The sequence below is a fragment of the Pseudomonas sp. TE12508 genome, assembly GCF_056279485.1.
In genome coordinates this window covers 1-17,352 of the sequence record NZ_JBWCCN010000036.1, presented here as the reverse complement: position 1 = coordinate 17,352, position 17,352 = coordinate 1, and the positions used below count along the sequence as shown (strand labels likewise).

Sequence of the window (17,352 nt, the reverse complement as noted above, 5' to 3'; positions counted from 1 at the left end):
AGCCAGTCATTACCGGCGCCACCTTGCAGGGTGTTGATGGAGGCGTTGCCGAGCAGGGTGTTGTTCAGGTCGTTGCCGATCACGGTGAAGGCGCCGAGGCCGGTGAGGGTGACGTTCTCGACGTTTTGCAGGTTGCTTTGGCTGAGGTCGACGGTGCCGGTGGTTGGGGTCGAGGCGTAGGTGATGTTCAGCAGGTCACGACCCTGATCGGCAGTTTCCTGCAGCAGTGCCAGTTCGCCGGCCTGGTCGAGGACGTAGGTGTCGTCACCGGCGCCGCCGATCAGCGTGTCCAGCCCCGTACCACCGTTGAGCACGTTGTTGCCGCTGTTGCCAGTCAGCACGTTGTTCAGGGTGTTGCCGACGCCAGTGAGGTTGTCGCTGCCGGTGAGGGTGAGGTTTTCCAGGTTGGCGCCCAAGGTCCAGCTGACCGAGGAGCGCACGGTGTCGGTATCCCACAGCGAGAAGCCGGTCTCAATGACCACATCCTTGAGGTTGTCGACGATGTAGGTGTCGCTGCCGCGGTCGTCGATCATGACGTCGGCGCCAAGGCCTCCGTCCAGGGTGTTGTCGCCGAAGTTACCGACGAGGCGGTTATTCAGGGCATTACCGGTAGCATTCAGGTCGTGTAAGTAGGTAAGGGTCAGGTTCTCGAGGTTGCTGCCCAGGGTGTAGCTGATGGACGACATGACCGTGTCGATTTCGCTCTGCGAGGTGCCGCGTTCGATCACCGTGTCGCCGAGGTTGTCGACGTAGTAGGTGTCGTTGCCGGCGCCGCCGTCCAGGGCGTCGGCCCCACCCCGGCCGTCGAGGATGTTGGCGGCAGCGTTGCCGGTGAGGCTGTTGTCGAGTTTATTACCTGTGAGGCTCAGCGCTGCAGATCCGAGCAGCACGCCGTCTTCGACGTTGTCTTCTAAGTAGTAACTTATTGCCGTCTGGATCAGGTCGTGGCCTTCGTCAGCCAGTTCAGTGACTTGTACACCATAGTTGTAGATGACATAGGTGTCATCTCCGCTGCCGCCACTGAGCTTGTCAGCCCCGGCCCAGCCATCCAGCCAGTCGTTGCCGGCCCCGCCCAGCAGGGTGTTGTCGTAGTTGTTGCCAATCAAGATGTTGTTCAGGTCGTTGCCGATCACGGTGAATTCACCGAGCCCGGTGACGATGACATCCTCGACGTTTTGCAGGTTGCTTTGACTGAGATCGACAGTGTTGGTGGCCAAGGTTGATGCGTAGTTGATGTACAGCAGGTCGCTGCCTTGATCAACGTCATCCTGCAGTAGCGCCAGTTCGCCGGCCTGGTCGAGGACGTAAGTGTCGTTGCCGGCGCCGCCGCTCAGCGTGTCCAGGCCAGCCCCGCCGTTGAGGATGTTGTTGCCGCTGTTGCCGGTCAGCACGTTATTCAGGGCGTTGCCGATACCGGTGAGGTTATCGTTGCCGGTGAGGGTGAGGTTTTCCAGGTTGGCGCCGAGGGTCCAGCTGACCGAGGAACGCACGGTGTCGATTTCGCTCGCCAAGGTGCTGGTTTCGGTGACCACGTCCTTGAGGTTGTCGACGATGTAGGTGTCATTGCCGGAACCGCCAATCATCACGTCGGCGCCGAGGCTGCCGTCCAACGTGTTATTGCCAGCGTTGCCGACGAGGCGGTTGCTCAGCGCATTACCGGTACCGTCCAGATTATCGCTACCGGTGAGAGTCAGGTTCTCCAGATTGCTACTGCTGCCCAAGGTGTGGCTGATGGACGACATAACCGTGTCGATTTCGCTCAGCGAGGTGCTGGTTTCCACCACCACGTCATCAGCGTTATCCACAACATAAACGTCGTTGCCTGCACCGCCAATCATGACGTCTTGGCCGGCACCACCATCGAGAACGTTACCCAGCGCATTGCCGATCAGCTCATCGTCAAAGGCCGAACCGGTGGCATTTTCGATTTTGGTGCCAAAGGCGATCGCCAGCCCGTCATTGATCAGTTCCAGGTTCGCAATGTCGACGAATGCCTTGCCGATGTTACTGAACTCACCCTCATTCAGGTTCAGTCTGACGGCCGCCTGCTGGTTGCTGGCATCGATCGTATCGTTTCCGCCGGCATCCCAGATGGTTTCGAACACTGATTGGTCGGGTGCCCAGCTATAGACGTTGTTACCGGTTTGCCAAAGCATGTTGGCGCCGTAAATCTTCTGGATAGCGAGAATATCCAGCAGCATCGGCGTCGTCGGCTGGTAGGAATACGCATTGTTGTAGCTCATGATCGTGTAATGCGTATCATCGAGCAGAGGCGAGATCAGCGTACTGTTGGATTGGCTCGACTCAAATGGATGCTTGAGGCCCAGGGCGTGACCGATTTCATGCACGAACGTCATGAAGTCATAGGTGCCTTTGACGGGGGTAGGGTTGTTCGTATCCGGGCTGATCCAGACATCCCCGGCCAGCGGTGTCCGGTCTGGGAAGTAGGCCCAGGCAGCAGCGTCGTCGTCCATGTCCCAATAGCCGCCGAATCGCAAGTCACCCACGGTGTTGATGTTGTCACTGACCAGAGTGAACTTGACGTTGGCCACAGCGCTCCAGGCGCCAAGCGCACCGGTCACGGCGTTTTGTTGGGCCGAAGTCAGGACGAAGCTGTTCAGGTATTCATTTTCGGCGCTGTACTTGGTAGCGAAATACGATTGGCTGTTGATGAAACTATAGGTCAGCCGTGTCGCGAAGATGTCTGTGCCGAAGTCAGGACTCAGCCAAGAGGTGCCGTATATCAGACTGTCGATTTGTTGGTTACCGGTCAGAACAGATGGCTTTGTTAAAACGTAACCAAGAGGAGACGACATTCTAAATATCCTGAGAGGGATGCGACCGTCCTGTATGTGGTCGCTACAAGGAAGCGATTTTGCACCAGAGTCAGCGTCAATTGATATTACATAGCCACTATTTTTTTTATTGATGGCGTCAAAAAACTGGCCGGCAAATCTGTATCGGCGTGCGCCAGTGAGTCTTGAGGAATGCGCGCTGGTATCCTGTTCGAAATTGACTTATCAGGGCCTCCCATGAACGCTCCGAACCCAGTGCTCATCCGCGAAACCTTCCCCGTCGGCCCCCTCCAGTGCAACTGCACAATCATCGGCGACCCGATCACCAAAAAAGCCATCGTCGTCGACCCGGGCGGCAATCACGAACTGATCCTGGCGCGTCTCGACGCCTTGGGCCTGAAAGTGGTCAGCATCATTCATACCCACGCGCACCTGGATCACTTCCTGGCCTCCGGTCAGTTGAAGGAGAAAACCGGCGCGACGCTGCATCTGCATAAAGAAGATCAATTCCTCTGGGACAACCTGGAAATGCAGTGCCAGATGTTCGGCGTGCCTTACACCCCCGTGCCATCGCCAGATCGCTGGTTGGCCGACGACGAAGAGTTGGCTTGCGGGTGTGGCGTGGCGTTGCACACGCCGGGTCATACGCCAGGTTCCATGAGCTTTTGGTTTTCAGAGGCTAAGCTGCTGATAGCCGGTGATACGCTGTTCAAGCGCGGGGTAGGGCGCACGGATTTATGGGGAGGCGATCAGGCGACTCTCGTGCGTTCGATCAAGCAACGGTTGTATACCCTCGACGAAGAGGCGACGGTGGTGACCGGTCATGGTCCGGACACCTGTCTGGGCGATGAAATGCGCGGTAACCCCTTTGTACGAGCCTGAAGATGCAGTTGTGAAAGGCACGACGGAATTTTTGGCGTTGGCCATGATCCAACGCCCGCAAAGGTTCATTGCTTAAGTCCGCTGCACCACAGAATGCAAAAAAAGTAGGAGCTCTCCATGTTCACCTCGCGTCGTTTGATTATTGTCGCTACTGCCGTGGCTTTGTTGTCCGGTTGCGCATCGCAGAACCCTTATGACAGCCAGGGTCAGGCTGATGGCGGCTCTACGGGCATGAGCAAAACCGCCAAATACGGTGGCCTCGGCGCCTTGGCCGGTGCACTGGCCGGTGCTGCCATCAGTCACGATAACCGTGGCAAGGGCGCGCTGATTGGCGCCGCCGTGGTGGGGGCTTCTGCCGCCGGTTACGGTTACTACGCCGACCAGCAGGAGAAAAAATTGCGGGCCAGCATGGCCAACACTGGGGTTGAAGTGCAGCGCCAAGGCGATCAGATCAAGCTGATCATGCCGGGCAACATCACATTCGCCACTGATTCGGCGAATATCGCGTCGGGCTTCTACCAGCCGCTGAACAATCTGGCGGGCTCGCTCAAGGAGTTCAACCAGAACCAGATCGAGATCGTCGGCTACACCGACAGCACCGGCAGCCGTCAGCACAACATGGACTTGTCCCAGCGTCGTGCCCAGAGTGTGGCGACTTACCTGACCTCCCAGGGTGTCAGCGGCGCCAACCTGACAGCACGCGGTGCCGGGCCGGATAACCCGATTGCCAGCAATGGTGATGTGAATGGCCGGGCTCAGAACCGTCGCGTCGAGGTCAACCTGAAGGCGATTCCTGGTCAGGAATATCAGCAGCAGGGTCAACCTGTTCAGCAATATCAGTAACAGCCTGACTGAATCCCAGGCGTACAAAAAAACCGCTCGATCCTCTACAGATCGGGCGGTTTTTTGTTTTTGACAGGCAACGCAAAACGAGACAACAGAAACAAAAAACCCTCGAACAATCGCTTGTCCGAGGGCTTTTTGTGTCGCGCGAAACCTGATTACTTCTTCAGGCCGTAATGCTCATCAAGCATGCCCGGCGCGTTTGGGGCTTTGGGGGCGTAGTCGCGAGGCGGTTCCTGATCGCGCGGTGGCGTCAGGCGTTCCCGTGGAGCCTGCGCCGCGTCGGCGTGCAAGGCAGCCAGCAAGCGTTGGCGAGTCTGCTCGTCCAGGGCCAGACGGTTGGCGCCCTCGGCGAGATGATCCTGCACTTCCTGATAGCTCGCAGTCAGTTTCTTGACCAGGTTTGCAGTGCTGTTGAAGTGGGTGACCACTTCGTTCTGATAACTGTCAAAACGTTCCTGAATGTCATCCAGCTGACGTTGCGTGCTGCTCGGCGCGGCATTCGGCACCAGGCGAGCGATCAGGAATCCAATGGCGACACCCACAACCAGGGCAAGAGTCGGCAACAACCAAACTAAGAGCGAGTGTTCCACGAGTCCTTCCTCTATAAACGGCTTTGCTTTACGTTAACGGCTCGAACCTGCGCTGTATACCGCGATTCACTCGCAATAGAATTGGCACAGACAATTGGCTAGACGAGTCGACCCGATTCGAGGTCACGGAGTTCCTTCCTTGCTTATGCGCGAAACCCCTGTAGTGATTGATGGCCCGGTCGGTCAACTGGAAGCCCTGTACTTAAATAACGAGGGGTCGGATAACGAGCAACCCCGCGGCCTGGCGCTGATCTGCCACCCGAACCCGGTGCAGGGCGGCACCATGCTCAACAAAGTCGTCTCGACCTTGCAGCGCACCGCGCGCGACGCCGGTTTTATTACCTTGCGGTTCAATTACCGTGGCGTCGGCGCCAGTGAAGGTTCGCACGACATGGGCACTGGCGAAGTCGACGATGCCCAGGCGGTGGCCGAATGGCTGCGGGCCAAACATCCTGACTTGCCCCTGACCCTGTTCGGTTTCTCCTTCGGCGGATTTGTTGCAGCAAGTCTCGGCGGACGTCTGGAAGCCAAGGGCGAGCAACTCAAGCATTTGTTCATGGTGGCGCCCGCCGTCATGCGCTTGGGCGATCAGGATCAACTGCCGCAACAAGGTACGTTGACCCTGATCCAGCCGGAAACCGACGAAGTCATCGATCCGCAGCTCGTTTACGACTGGTCCGACGCACTCGATCGCCCCCATGAGCTGCTGAAAGTGGCAGAATGCGGACACTTTTTTCATGGCAAGCTGACCGATCTCAAGGATCTGATCCTGCCGCGTCTTTCGAATTGATTGCAGTCTGACAAGCGATTACCCATGACGACTCGTACCCGTATCCTCACCGGCATTACCACCACCGGCACGCCGCACCTGGGCAACTACGCCGGCGCCATCCGCCCGGCGATCATCGCCAGCCGTGACAGCAATGCCGATTCGTTCTACTTCCTGGCCGACTACCACGCCCTGATCAAATGCGATGACCCGCTGCGCATCCAGCGCTCGCGTCTGGAAATCGCCGCGACCTGGCTGGCCGGTGGGCTGGACGTGGACCGCGTGACGTTCTATCGCCAGTCCGACATCCCGGAAATCCCTGAACTGACCTGGCTGCTGACTTGCGTGGCCGCCAAGGGCCTGCTCAACCGCGCCCATGCCTACAAGGCCTCGGTGGACAAGAACGTCGAGACCGGCGAAGACCCGGACGCGGGCATCACCATGGGTTTGTACAGCTACCCGGTGTTGATGGCTGCGGACATTCTGATGTTCAACGCCCACAAGGTGCCGGTCGGCCGTGACCAGATCCAGCATGTGGAAATGGCCCGGGACATCGGCCAGCGCTTCAATCACTTGTTCGGCCAAGGCAAAGAGTTCTTCACCATGCCTGAAGCGCTGATCGAGGAAAGTGTCGCCACCTTGCCGGGCCTCGACGGTCGCAAAATGTCGAAGAGCTACGACAACACCATTCCGTTGTTCAGCAGCGCCAAAGAGATGAAAGACGCGATTTCGCGGATTGTCACCGACTCCCGTGCCCCGGGCGAAGCCAAGGATCCGGACAATTCGCACCTGTTCACCTTGTTCCAGGCTTTCGCTACGCCGGCACAATCCGACGAATTCCGCAGCGAATTGCTCCAGGGCCTGGGTTGGGGCGAGGCGAAGAATCGTCTGTTCCAGTTGCTCGACAGCGAGTTGGGCGAATCCCGCGAGCGTTATCACCAGTTGATCGAACGCCCGGCGGATCTGGAAGACATGCTGCAGATCGGCGCTAAAAAGGCCCGTTCGGTTGCGACGCCGTTCCTTCACGAACTGCGTGAGGCGGTCGGCCTGCGTTCTTTCGTCGCTCAGACCCAAGTCGTAGCGACCACCAAGAAGAAAGCTGCAAAAGCCGCGCGCTTCGTCAGCTTCCGTGAAGACGACGGCAGTTTCCGCTTCCGTCTGCTGGCGGCCGATGGCGAGCAACTGTTGCTGTCGCGCAACTTCGCTGACGGTAAAACCGCAGGGCAGGTGACCAAGCAACTGCAATCCGGTCAAGCCTTGGACGTGCGCAGTGAAGAACTGAGCTTCAGCGTCTGGCTGGAAGGCGAGTGTGTTGCCGACAGTCCGGCCTTCGCCGACAGCGCTGCTCGCGATGCTGCCATCGGTGCTTTGCGCGTTGCCCTGACACCGGTTCAGGAATAATCAACGGCTCGGTCCGACCAAGGGCCGATTGCCATTCCCACGGGCCGTCGCTACAGTGACGGCCCGTTTTTGTTGCCTTGCTAACGAATTATGACGCCCCTAGAACGATATCAAGCTGATCTGAAACGCCCGGAATTCTTCCACGATGCTGCCCAGGAAACGGCGGTGCGTCATTTGCAGCGCCTGTACGACGATCTGGTCGCGGCCTCGCAGAACAAACCGGGCCTGCTCGGCAAACTGTTTGGCAAGAAAGACCAGGTGCCGGTCAAGGGCCTGTACTTCTGGGGCGGCGTTGGTCGCGGCAAGACTTACCTGGTCGACACTTTCTTCGAAGCGCTGCCGTTCAAGGAAAAGACCCGCACTCACTTCCACCGCTTCATGAAGCGCGTGCATGAAGAGATGAAGACCCTCGGCGGCGAGAAAAACCCGCTGACCATCATCGCCAAGCGTTTCTCCGACGAGTCGCGAGTGATCTGTTTCGATGAGTTTTTCGTCTCCGATATCACCGACGCAATGATCCTTGGCACGTTGATGGAAGAGTTGTTCAAGAACGGCGTGACCCTGGTCGCGACCTCGAACATCGTGCCGGACGGCCTGTACAAGGACGGCCTGCAGCGTGCGCGTTTCCTGCCGGCCATTGCGCTGATCAAGCAGAACACCGAGATCGTCAACGTCGACAGTGGCGTCGATTACCGTCTGCGTCACCTCGAGCAAGCGGAACTGTTCCACTTTCCGCTGGATGACGCTGCCCAGGAAAGCCTGCGCAAGAGCTTCCGGGCTCTGACGCCGGAATGCACGGCAGCCATCGAGAACGACGTGCTGGTGATCGAGAACCGTGAAATCCGTGCCGTGCGCACTTGCGATGACGTGGCCTGGTTCGACTTCCGCGAGCTCTGCGACGGCCCACGCAGCCAGAACGATTACATCGAACTGGGGAAAATCTTCCACGCCGTGTTGCTCAGCGATGTCGAGCAGATGAGCGTCACCACCGACGACATCGCGCGGCGTTTCATCAATATGGTCGACGAGTTCTACGACCGTAACGTGAAGCTGATCATTTCTGCCGAAGTCGAGCTCAAAGACCTCTACACCGGCGGTCGCCTGAACTTCGAGTTCCAGCGCACCCTGAGTCGTCTGCTGGAAATGCAGTCTCACGAATTCCTGTCTCGGGCGCATAAGCCGTAGACAATTCGAAAACATAAAAAGGGCCTGCATATGCAGGCCCTTTTTTGTGCGCTGTAGAAACTCTCTGGCACACCAAGATCCCTGTGGGAGCGAGCCTGCTCGCGATTGCGGTGTGTCAGTCACATCAATGTTTAATGTGATACCGCTATCGCGAGCAGGCTCGCTCCCACATGGGATGTGTGTTGGATTTGAGTATTACGCCGCCTGCTGAAACTGCTGTCGATACTGGTTCGGCGACAACTCCGTGTGCTGGCGGAACAGTCGCGCAAAGAAACTCGCGTCATCGTAACCGACCTCATAACTGATGGTCTTGATGCTCTTGCGGCTGCCGGACAACAAGCCCTTGGCCGTCTCGATGCGCAGTCGTTGCAGGTAATGCAGCGGTTTGTCGCCGGTGGCGGTCTGGAAGCGGCGCATGAAGTTGCGGATGCTCATGCCGTGTTCGCGGGCCACGTCTTCGAAGCGAAACTTGTCGGCGAAGTGTTCTTCGAGCCAGTGCTGGATCTGCAGGATGATCACATCCTGGTGCAGCTTCTGACCGCCAAAACCGATTCGTCCTGGCGCATAGCTGCGCTGCACTTCGTAGAGAATGTCGCGGGCCACGGCCTGGGCCACATTGGCGCCGCAAAAACGCTCGATCAAGTAAATGTAGAGATCGCAGGCCGAGGTGGTGCCGCCGGCGCAATACAGGTTGTCGGCGTCGGTCAGGTGTTTGTCCTGATTGAGCTGGACCTGCGGGAAGCGTTCGGCAAAGGCATTGAAGAAACGCCAGTAGGTCGTCGCTTCCTTGCCGTCGAGCAGCCCGGCCTCGGCCAGCCAGAACACACCGGTAGCTTCGCCACACAACACGGCGCCGCGTGCATGCTGCTGACGCAGCCATGGCAGGACCTGTGGATAACGTTTGCAGAGGGTGTCGAAATCGTCCCAGAAGGCGGGAAGGATGATGACGTCGGCATTCTCCAGGCCGCCGTCCACCGGCATGATCACGTCGCTGAAGCTGTTCACCGGTTTGCCGTCGGGGCTGACCAGGCGGGTTTCAAACGCCGGTGTCAGGCCGTGGCCCAGTTGTTTGCCATAGCGCAGGCTGGCCAGATGGAAGAAATCCTTGGCTTGCATGAGGGTGGAAGCGAAAACCCGGTCGATAGCCAGGATGCTGACGCGCCGCAAGGGCGTGGAGACGTGGTTAGACATAATTCAACTTTATTCTTATAGGGGAAAGTGGTCACCAGACGGCTGGATCGTCTTATTTTTTGTCGGATGTGTCCAGTGTCCTGTATCGGATACGAGGCTTAGTCTCTAAAGGTCAATTCCGGCTAACAATAACCACAGGTGCCGCATGATCCCCAGAACCTTGTTCAGTTCCGAGCACGAACTTTTTCGCGACAGCGTGCGAACGTTCCTCGAAAAAGAGGCCGTGCCGTTCCATGGGCAATGGGAAAAACAAGGCTATATCGACCGCCAACTCTGGAACAAGGCGGGGGAGGCGGGGATGCTCTGTTCGCATCTGCCGGAAGAATACGGCGGGCTGGGGGCAGACTTTCTCTACAGCGCGGTGGTGATCGAGGAGGTCGGCCGCCTGGGGCTGACCGGCATCGGTTTTTCACTTCATTCGGACATTGTGGCGCCTTACATCCTGCATTACGGCAGTGAAGCGCTGAAACACAAATACCTGCCAAAACTGGTGTCTGGCGAGATGGTCACCGCGATTGCCATGACCGAGCCGGGTGCCGGTTCCGACCTGCAAGGGGTGAAAACCACCGCTGTGCTGGATGGCGACGAATACGTGATCAACGGTTCGAAGACCTTCATCACCAATGGCTTTCTGGCTGATTTGGTGATCGTCGTGGCCAAGACCGATCCAAAGGCAGGAGCGAAGGGCACCAGTCTGTTTCTGGTAGAGGCCAATACGCCCGGCTTCGCCAAGGGCAAGCGTCTGGAAAAGGTCGGGATGAAGGCTCAGGACACCTCGGAGCTATTCTTCCAGGACGTCCGGGTACCGAAAGAAAACCTGCTGGGCCAGGCCGGGATGGGCTTCGCTTACTTGATGCAGGAACTGCCGCAGGAGCGTCTGACGGTCGCGGTAGGTGGCTTGGCGTCAGCTGAAGCGGCGTTGCAATGGACGCTGGATTACACCCGTGAGCGCAAGGCTTTCGGCAAGGCCATCGCCGACTTCCAGAACACCCGCTTCAAACTCGCTGAAATGGCGACCGAAATCCAGATCGGCCGGGTTTTCGTCGATCGCTGCCTGGAGCTGCACTTGCAAGGCAAGCTCGACGTGCCGACAGCGGCGATGGCCAAGTACTGGGGCACCGACCTGCAATGCAAGGTGCTCGATGAGTGCGTGCAGTTGCATGGCGGTTACGGGTTCATGTGGGAATACCCGATCGCCCGGGCGTGGGCGGATGCGCGGGTGCAGCGGATCTATGCCGGGACCAATGAGATCATGAAGGAGATTATTGCGCGGTCGCTTTGATTGGCGTTGCCTGGGCGGACGCCATCGCGGGCAAGCCACGCTCCCACAGGTTTGTGATTCCTGTGGGAGCGTGGCTTGCCCGCGATTGGGCCTATGAATCAATCAAGGAGCAGGATTCGGATGATCCTGGTGAATCGCCTCGATCCCTGCCAACACTTCGTCGGAAAGTTTCAGCTCGAAGCTGGCAATGTTGCTGTCCAGTTGCTCAAGCGTGGTGGCGCCAATGATGTTGCTGGTGACGAACGGTTGCTGTGTGACGAAGGCCAGTGCCATCTGCGCCGGATCCAGACCGTGTTCACGAGCCAATGCCACATAACGGCTGCACGCTGCCTCTGATTGAGGATTGAAGTAGCGGCTGAAGCGGCTGTAGAGGCTCAGGCGACCTTTGGGCGGGCGCGCGCCACCTTCGTACTTGCCCGACAGGAAACCGAACGCCAGCGGCGAGTAGGCGAGCAGGCCGCACTGTTCGCGGATGGCGATTTCCGCCAGGCCGACTTCGAAGCTGCGATTAAGCAGGTTGTAGGGGTTCTGGATCGATACGGCGCGCGGCCAGTCACGGGCTTCGGCGAGGGCGAGGAAACGCATGGTGCCCCACGGCGTTTCGTTGGACAGGCCGATGTGGCGGATCTTGCCGGCCTTGACCTGTTCGTCCAGTGCTTCGAGGGTGTCTTCCAGCGGGGTGAGGTTGACTTCGCTCGTGTGCTTGTAGCCCAGTTGTCCGAAGAAATTGGTACTGCGTTCAGGCCAGTGCAGCTGATAGAGATCGATGTAGTCGGTCTGCAAGCGCTTGAGGCTTGCATCCACGGCCTGGACGATGTTCTCGCGGTTGTGCTTGAGGTTTTTGTCGCGGATGTAGTCGATGGTGTTGCCGGGGCCGGCGATCTTGCTCGCCAGGATCCAGTCGGCGCGATCGCCGCGACTTTTGAAGTAATTGCCGATGTAGCGCTCGGTGGTGGCGTAGGTTTCGGCCTTGGGTGGCACCGGGTACATTTCGGCGGTGTCGATGAAATTGATGCCCGCGCTCTTGGCTCGTTCGATCTGGGCGAAGGCTTCAGCCTCGCTGTTTTGCTCGCCCCAGGTCATGGTGCCGAGGCAGATTGCACTCACGTTCAGATTGGTTCGGCCTAGCTGGCGATAGTCCATCGGGTGCTCCTTGGGCAAAACAATCATAAAAGCAGGTTGAAATATTTTTCGCAATCTGCATAATTGCGCACCTCTTTCTGCAGTGGAAGTGATGCGCCGCCGCCGAAGAATCTTGCCGTTGAACGGACGCGCCGACCCGAGCCCCCGAAAGCGTCTGTATCCGGCTGCCTTTGACTTGTCAAAGTACGCACTATTCAGTAAGATCCGCCGTCTAATTTACAGGGCGGCCCCTGAGGCTATAAAGAATGAAAACTTTTACTGCTAAACCGGAAACAGTACAGCGCGACTGGTTTGTCGTCGACGCTGCAGGTCAGACCCTGGGTCGTCTGGCCACCGAAATCGCGAGCCGTCTGCGTGGCAAGCATAAAGCTGAGTACACTCCTCACGTTGACACCGGCGATTACATCGTCGTTATCAATGCCGAGCAGATTCGTGTAACCGGTGCTAAAACCACCGACAAAATCTACTACTCCCACTCCGGTTTCCCGGGCGGCATCAAGTCGATCAACTTCGAAAAGCTGATCGCTAAAGCCCCTGAGCGCGTGATCGAGACCGCGGTCAAAGGCATGCTGCCTAAGAACCCGCTGGGTCGCGACATGTATCGTAAGCTGAAAGTCTATGCGGGCGCTGTACACCCTCATACTGCTCAGCAGCCCCAAGAACTGAAGTTTTAACGGAATAGTTCATTATGTCGGCGACTCAAAATTACGGCACTGGCCGTCGCAAGACCGCAACCGCACGCGTTTTCCTGCGTCCGGGTACTGGTAACATCTCCATCAACAACCGTTCGCTGGATAATTTCTTCGGCCGCGAAACTGCCCGCATGGTAGTTCGTCAGCCGCTGGAATTGACTGAGACTGTCGAGAAGTTCGACATCTACGTCACCGTGATCGGCGGTGGTGTAAGTGGTCAAGCTGGCGCAATCCGCCACGGTATCACTCGCGCACTGATGCAGTACGACGAAACCCTGCGTGGCGCTCTGCGCAAAGCTGGCTTCGTTACTCGCGATGCTCGTGAAGTTGAACGTAAGAAAGTTGGTCTGCGTAAAGCGCGTAAGCGTCCGCAGTACTCGAAGCGTTAATTCGCTTTCGCGTTCAAAAAGAACGCCCAGTTTCCTCGCGAAGCTGGGCGTTTTTTTATGGGCGTGATTTATCAAGGAATTGCGCTGTGACAACTTGCCACATCCGCAGAGGCCCTATACTGCAAGGCTTGGCAGTGGAGCCCCTCGGTAATTACCTTGTCAGAATTGGGGCTTTTCATTACCATTCGGCAAAATTTTTATAAGTTCAGATTTTTACTTAGTAGACGCCTGATTTAACAGGCCACAAAGCTGATGGGAGAGGACTGAATGAGCAATGACGGCGTGAATGCAGGCCGGCGTCGCTTCTTGGTAGCAGCCACATCCGTGGTGGGTGCTGCAGGAGCGGTGGGGGCTGCGGTCCCGTTCGTGGGGTCATGGTTTCCCAGTGCCAAGGCGAAAGCCGCAGGTGCACCGGTGAAAGTGAATGTCAGCAAAATCGAGCCAGGTCAGCAAATGATTGCTGAGTGGCGCGGCCAGCCGGTGTTCATTGTCCGCCGTACCGAGGAAATCCTGGGGAATCTGAAAAAGATCGAGGGCCAGCTGTCTGACCCGACCTCCAAGAACTCGACGCAACCGACCTATGTCGACCCGGAGACGCGTTCGATCAAGCCAGAAGTTCTGCTGCTGATCGGTATCTGCACACACCTGGGTTGCTCACCGACTTTCCGTCCAGAAGTGGCACCTGCAGACCTGGGCAAGGATTGGGTAGGGGGTTATTTCTGCCCTTGCCACGGTTCTCACTACGATTTGGCTGGCCGCGTCTACAAGTCGCAACCTGCGCCTTTGAACCTGCCAGTTCCCCCGCATTCCTATGAGACCGATGACATCATTGTCATTGGCGTCGATACGGAGAAAGCGTGATGAGCAAGTTCATGGATTGGGTTGATGCGCGCTTCCCCGCGACCAAAATGTGGGAAGACCATCTCAGCAAGTACTACGCCCCGAAGAACTTCAACTTCTTCTACTTCTTTGGCTCCCTCGCACTGCTCGTTCTGGTCAACCAGATCGTTACCGGTGTCTGGCTGACGATGAGCTACACCCCGTCGGCGGAAGAAGCGTTTGCTTCCGTCGAATACATCATGCGCGACGTCGAGTACGGCTCGATCCTGCGTCTGCTGCACTCCACTGGTGCTTCGGCGTTCTTCATCGTGGTCTATCTGCACATGTTCCGTGGCCTGCTCTACGGTTCGTATCAGAAGCCGCGCGAGCTGGTGTGGGTGTTCGGCATGCTGATCTACCTGGCGCTGATGGCTGAAGCCTTCATGGGCTATCTGCTGCCGTGGGGCCAGATGTCCTACTGGGGTGCCCAGGTGATCATCTCGCTGTTCGGTGCGATCCCGGTCATCGGTAACGACCTGACCCAGTGGATCCGCGGTGACTACCTGATTTCCGGTATTACCCTGAACCGCTTCTTCGCCTTGCATGTGGTTGCCCTGCCGATCGTGATCCTCGGTCTGGTGGTGGTGCATATTCTGGCGCTGCACGAAGTCGGTTCGAACAATCCGGATGGCGTCGACATCAAGAAGCACAAAGACGAAAACGGTATACCGCTGGACGGCATTGCCTTCCACCCGTACTACACCGTGAAAGATATCGTCGGCGTGGTGGTGTTCCTGTTCATCTTCTGCTCGATCGTGTTCTTCTTCCCTGAAATGGGCGGCTACTTCCTCGAGAAGCCGAACTTTGAAGTGGCGAACGCCTTCAAGACCCCGGAGCACATCGCTCCAGTCTGGTACTTCACACCGTTCTACGCGATTCTGCGGGCGGTTCCGGACAAGCTCCTGGGCGTAATCGCCATGGGCGCGGCCATCGCTGTGCTGTTCGTCCTGCCATGGCTGGATCGCAGCCCGGTCAAGTCGATGCGTTACAAAGGCTGGCTGAGCAAGATCTGGCTTTGGGTGTTCTGCATCTCGTTCGTTATCCTGGGTGTGTTGGGTGTTCTGGCGCCAACGCCAGGCCGTACGTTGCTGTCGCAGGTATGTACCTTCCTGTACTTCGCCTACTTCATTCTGATGCCGTTCTACACCAGGCTCGAGAAGACCAAACCGGTTCCGGAAAGGGTGACTGGCTGATGAAAAAGCTATTTGCTGTACTGATTCTTGCGGCGATGCCTGTACTGTCCTTTGCGGCCGAACACGGTGGTCCCGAACTGGAAAAAGTCGACATCGACGTTTCCGACAAGGCTGCCATGCAGGACGGCGCACGTACGTTCGCCAACTATTGCATGGGCTGCCACAGCGCGAAGTTCCAGCGCTACGAGCGTGTCGCCGATGACCTGGGCATTCCTCACGAATTGATGCTTGAGAAGCTGGTGTTCACCGGCGCCAAGATTGGCGATCACATGAACATCGGCATGCAGCCGGCTGACGCCAAGACCTGGTTCGGTGCGGCGCCGCCCGACCTGACGCTGGTGGCTCGTGTTCGTGGCACCGACTGGCTCTACGGCTATCTGCGTTCGTTCTATGAAGACCCGTCACGTCCATGGGGCGTGAACAACAAAGTGTTCCCGAACGTCGGCATGCCTAACGTTCTGGTCGGCCTGCAGGGTCGTCAGGTGGTAGGCTGTAAACAAGTTCAAGTCGTCGAAGACGGCAAGAAGCAATACGATCCGCTGACTGGCACCGCTTTGACCCATGAAGCCTGCGATCAACTGACTGTATTGCCGAAAACCGGCACGCTGAACGAAGAGCAGTTCGACGAGAAGGTCAAGAATCTGGTGACCTTCCTGGCCTACTCGGCCAACCCGGTGAAGCTGCAGCATCAGCGCATCGGTACCTATGTGTTGCTGTACCTGGCGTTCTTCTTCGTATTCGCTTACTTGCTCAAGCGTGAATACTGGAAAGACGTCCATTGATAAAGCTGTAAGCCATTGCTGTTAATCGCGCGCGCCCAGGGGCGTCTCTGAAGGTGTAACGAGTCTGGTGATCCAGGCGTTACGGGAGGCGCCCTCTGGGCGCGCGTGTTTTTCCGTTTCCGATAATTTCAACAAGCGAGGAGGACCGCCATGGGCGTGACCAATCGGTTGGCCTGTTACTCCGACCCCGCCGACCACTATTCCCACCGAGTGCGCATCGTACTTGCAGAGAAGGGTGTCAGCGCCGAGATCATTTACGTGGAAGCTGGTCGCCAGCCGCCTAAACTGATTGAGGTGAACCCTTACGGAAGCCTGCCCACCCTGGTCGATCGTGACCTGGCGTTGTGGGAGTCGACCGTGGTGATGGAGTATCTGGATGAGCGTTACCCGCACCCGCCGCTACTGCCGGTTTATCCCGTGGCGCGTGCCAACAGTCGTCTGCTGATTCATCGTATTCAGCGTGACTGGTGTGGCCTGGTGGATCTGATTCTGGATTCGCGGACCAAGGAAGCAGCCCGTGTCGTGGCTCGTAAAGAGCTGCGCGAAAGCCTGACAGGCGTGTCGCCGTTGTTTGCCGACAAGCCGTTTTTCCTCAGTGAGGAACAAAGTCTGGTGGATTGCTGCCTATTGCCAATACTCTGGCGATTGCCGATTCTGGGTATTGAACTGCCGCGGCCTGCCAAGCCGCTGCTTGATTATATGGAGCGCTCGTTTGCGCGTGAGGCTTTCCAGGCGAGTCTGTCTGGTGTCGAACGCGATATGCGCTAAGGCTTAAGGAGCCGCTATGAACTCCAGTCGACCTTATCTGGTCCGCGCGCTCTACGAGTGGATTGTGGACAACGATTGCACCCCGCACATGCTGGTCAATTCCGAGTATCCATCGGTGCAGGTGCCTCAGGGTTTTGCCAGTGACGGACAGATTGTCCTGAACGTTTCCCCGGCAGCCGTGCGTCATCTGCATATGGACAACGAGGCAGTCAGTTTCGAGGGGCGCTTCGGTGGCGTGCCGCACACCCTGTACGTGCCTATCGCATCGATCCTGGGCATTTACGCCCGGGAGAACGGTCAGGGCATGGTGTTCGATATGGAATCGCCTCTGGAAGACGAGGAAGAGATCGAGCCGGATGATGATGTTCCGCCACCCGACAGTGAGCCGCCGCGTCCCAGCGGTCGACCGAGTTTGAAGGTGGTGAAGTAATAAAAAAGGCGATCCGAATGGATCGCCTTTTTTATTACTTCTGTCCCGTCCTGAATAAGGTTTACACCTTCTGATCTGTTTTTCAGGAGGACGTAATGGAATCAGCAAAAAGGCGTAGTCAGCGAGACTACACGC

At 57.6% G+C, this 17,352-nt stretch carries 17 protein-coding genes; 13 read left to right on the top strand and 4 right to left on the bottom strand.

What is annotated here, in order from left to right:
• The coding region (locus ACZ9IM_RS30265) for a M10 family metallopeptidase C-terminal domain-containing protein (protein WP_476225822.1) at positions 1 to 2,816 on the bottom strand (2,816 nt) is incomplete at its 3' end.
• A 216-nt stretch (positions 2,817 to 3,032) separates the two neighbouring features.
• On the opposite strand from ACZ9IM_RS30265, the gene ACZ9IM_RS30260 reads away from it, so the two are divergent.
• Complete coding sequence (locus tag ACZ9IM_RS30260; RefSeq protein ID WP_427626552.1) at positions 3,033 to 3,677, top strand: MBL fold metallo-hydrolase; 645 nt, start codon at positions 3,033 to 3,035, stop codon at positions 3,675 to 3,677.
• Between the two features lie 117 nt (positions 3,678 to 3,794).
• Entirely contained in the window at positions 3,795 to 4,520 is a 726-nt protein-coding gene (locus ACZ9IM_RS30255; RefSeq protein WP_476225821.1) for a YiaD family glycine zipper/OmpA-like lipoprotein, read from the top strand.
• Between the two features lie 158 nt (positions 4,521 to 4,678).
• On the opposite strand, the gene ACZ9IM_RS30250 is transcribed toward ACZ9IM_RS30255, so the two are convergent.
• Entirely contained in the window at positions 4,679 to 5,113 is a 435-nt protein-coding gene (locus ACZ9IM_RS30250; protein ID WP_007905278.1) for a Z-ring associated ZapG family protein, read from the bottom strand.
• A 145-nt stretch (positions 5,114 to 5,258) separates the two neighbouring features.
• Between ACZ9IM_RS30250 and ACZ9IM_RS30245 the strand changes: the two genes are divergently transcribed.
• From ACZ9IM_RS30245 to zapE, 3 genes are all read left to right on the top strand, one after another.
• Positions 5,259 to 5,903, top strand: coding sequence for an alpha/beta hydrolase (locus ACZ9IM_RS30245; protein ID WP_476225820.1), 645 nt, complete (start codon positions 5,259 to 5,261; stop codon positions 5,901 to 5,903).
• 24 nt (positions 5,904 to 5,927) lie between these two features.
• Positions 5,928 to 7,283 (top strand): tryptophan--tRNA ligase, encoded by a 1,356-nt coding sequence (locus tag ACZ9IM_RS30240; RefSeq protein ID WP_427626556.1) that lies wholly within the window; start codon positions 5,928 to 5,930, stop codon positions 7,281 to 7,283.
• A gap of 90 nt (positions 7,284 to 7,373) precedes the next feature.
• Positions 7,374 to 8,468 (top strand): cell division protein ZapE, encoded by a 1,095-nt coding sequence (gene zapE, locus ACZ9IM_RS30235; protein WP_192345497.1) that lies wholly within the window; start codon positions 7,374 to 7,376, stop codon positions 8,466 to 8,468.
• A gap of 195 nt (positions 8,469 to 8,663) precedes the next feature.
• On the opposite strand, the gene ACZ9IM_RS30230 is transcribed toward zapE, so the two are convergent.
• Entirely contained in the window at positions 8,664 to 9,560 is an 897-nt protein-coding gene (locus ACZ9IM_RS30230; protein ID WP_173667540.1) for a GlxA family transcriptional regulator, read from the bottom strand.
• Positions 9,561 to 9,804: 244 nt separating this feature from the next.
• On the opposite strand from ACZ9IM_RS30230, the gene ACZ9IM_RS30225 reads away from it, so the two are divergent.
• Complete coding sequence (locus ACZ9IM_RS30225) at positions 9,805 to 10,941, top strand: acyl-CoA dehydrogenase family protein (RefSeq protein ID WP_008004989.1); 1,137 nt, start codon at positions 9,805 to 9,807, stop codon at positions 10,939 to 10,941.
• 102 nt (positions 10,942 to 11,043) lie between these two features.
• Here ACZ9IM_RS30225 and ACZ9IM_RS30220 read toward each other — a convergent pair whose 3' ends face one another.
• Positions 11,044 to 12,084: an NADP(H)-dependent aldo-keto reductase gene (locus tag ACZ9IM_RS30220; protein ID WP_476225819.1), complete on the bottom strand. Its 1,041-nt coding sequence runs from the start codon at positions 12,082 to 12,084 to the stop codon at positions 11,044 to 11,046.
• Positions 12,085 to 12,329: 245 nt separating this feature from the next.
• Between ACZ9IM_RS30220 and rplM the strand changes: the two genes are divergently transcribed.
• From rplM to ACZ9IM_RS30185, 7 genes are all read left to right on the top strand, one after another.
• Positions 12,330 to 12,758: a 50S ribosomal protein L13 gene (gene rplM / locus ACZ9IM_RS30215; protein ID WP_007905295.1), complete on the top strand. Its 429-nt coding sequence runs from the start codon at positions 12,330 to 12,332 to the stop codon at positions 12,756 to 12,758.
• 14 nt (positions 12,759 to 12,772) lie between these two features.
• The gene (rpsI, locus tag ACZ9IM_RS30210) at positions 12,773 to 13,165 is read left to right on the top strand and encodes a 30S ribosomal protein S9 (RefSeq protein WP_002555064.1); all 393 of its coding nucleotides are present in this window, start codon (positions 12,773 to 12,775) and stop codon (positions 13,163 to 13,165) included.
• 267 nt (positions 13,166 to 13,432) lie between these two features.
• Complete coding sequence (gene petA, locus ACZ9IM_RS30205) at positions 13,433 to 14,026, top strand: ubiquinol-cytochrome c reductase iron-sulfur subunit (protein ID WP_007905300.1); 594 nt, start codon at positions 13,433 to 13,435, stop codon at positions 14,024 to 14,026.
• Positions 14,026 to 15,237 carry a cytochrome b gene (locus tag ACZ9IM_RS30200; RefSeq protein WP_008072120.1) on the top strand — a complete coding sequence of 404 codons (1,212 nt, stop codon included), beginning with the start codon at positions 14,026 to 14,028 and terminating at the stop codon, positions 15,235 to 15,237. Before petA ends, ACZ9IM_RS30200 begins: the two co-directional genes overlap by 1 nt.
• Positions 15,237 to 16,019 (top strand): cytochrome c1, encoded by a 783-nt coding sequence (locus ACZ9IM_RS30195; RefSeq protein ID WP_008072119.1) that lies wholly within the window; start codon positions 15,237 to 15,239, stop codon positions 16,017 to 16,019. The genes ACZ9IM_RS30200 and ACZ9IM_RS30195 overlap by 1 nt, the downstream gene beginning before the upstream one ends.
• 150 nt (positions 16,020 to 16,169) lie before the next feature.
• Positions 16,170 to 16,787 (top strand): glutathione S-transferase N-terminal domain-containing protein, encoded by a 618-nt coding sequence (locus ACZ9IM_RS30190; RefSeq protein ID WP_007905304.1) that lies wholly within the window; start codon positions 16,170 to 16,172, stop codon positions 16,785 to 16,787.
• Positions 16,788 to 16,803: 16 nt separating this feature from the next.
• Positions 16,804 to 17,217, top strand: a complete 414-nt coding sequence (locus ACZ9IM_RS30185; protein ID WP_008004998.1) for a ClpXP protease specificity-enhancing factor — start codon at positions 16,804 to 16,806, stop codon at positions 17,215 to 17,217.
• Positions 17,218 to 17,352: the final 135 nt, after the last annotated feature.

Coding starts and splice junctions, on each gene's coding strand:
- ACZ9IM_RS30220 (WP_476225819.1), bottom strand. CDS start 12,084: ATGGACTATCGCCAGCTAGGCCGAACCAATCTGAACGTGAGTGCAATC.
- ACZ9IM_RS30255 (WP_476225821.1), top strand. CDS start 3,795: ATGTTCACCTCGCGTCGTTTGATTATTGTCGCTACTGCCGTGGCTTTG.
- petA (WP_007905300.1), top strand. CDS start 13,433: ATGAGCAATGACGGCGTGAATGCAGGCCGGCGTCGCTTCTTGGTAGCA.
- ACZ9IM_RS30190 (WP_007905304.1), top strand. CDS start 16,170: ATGGGCGTGACCAATCGGTTGGCCTGTTACTCCGACCCCGCCGACCAC.
- zapE (WP_192345497.1), top strand. CDS start 7,374: ATGACGCCCCTAGAACGATATCAAGCTGATCTGAAACGCCCGGAATTC.
- ACZ9IM_RS30260 (WP_427626552.1), top strand. CDS start 3,033: ATGAACGCTCCGAACCCAGTGCTCATCCGCGAAACCTTCCCCGTCGGC.
- rplM (WP_007905295.1), top strand. CDS start 12,330: ATGAAAACTTTTACTGCTAAACCGGAAACAGTACAGCGCGACTGGTTT.
- ACZ9IM_RS30245 (WP_476225820.1), top strand. CDS start 5,259: ATGCGCGAAACCCCTGTAGTGATTGATGGCCCGGTCGGTCAACTGGAA.
- rpsI (WP_002555064.1), top strand. CDS start 12,773: ATGTCGGCGACTCAAAATTACGGCACTGGCCGTCGCAAGACCGCAACC.
- ACZ9IM_RS30240 (WP_427626556.1), top strand. CDS start 5,928: ATGACGACTCGTACCCGTATCCTCACCGGCATTACCACCACCGGCACG.
- ACZ9IM_RS30195 (WP_008072119.1), top strand. CDS start 15,237: ATGAAAAAGCTATTTGCTGTACTGATTCTTGCGGCGATGCCTGTACTG.
- ACZ9IM_RS30185 (WP_008004998.1), top strand. CDS start 16,804: ATGAACTCCAGTCGACCTTATCTGGTCCGCGCGCTCTACGAGTGGATT.
- ACZ9IM_RS30200 (WP_008072120.1), top strand. CDS start 14,026: ATGAGCAAGTTCATGGATTGGGTTGATGCGCGCTTCCCCGCGACCAAA.
- ACZ9IM_RS30225 (WP_008004989.1), top strand. CDS start 9,805: ATGATCCCCAGAACCTTGTTCAGTTCCGAGCACGAACTTTTTCGCGAC.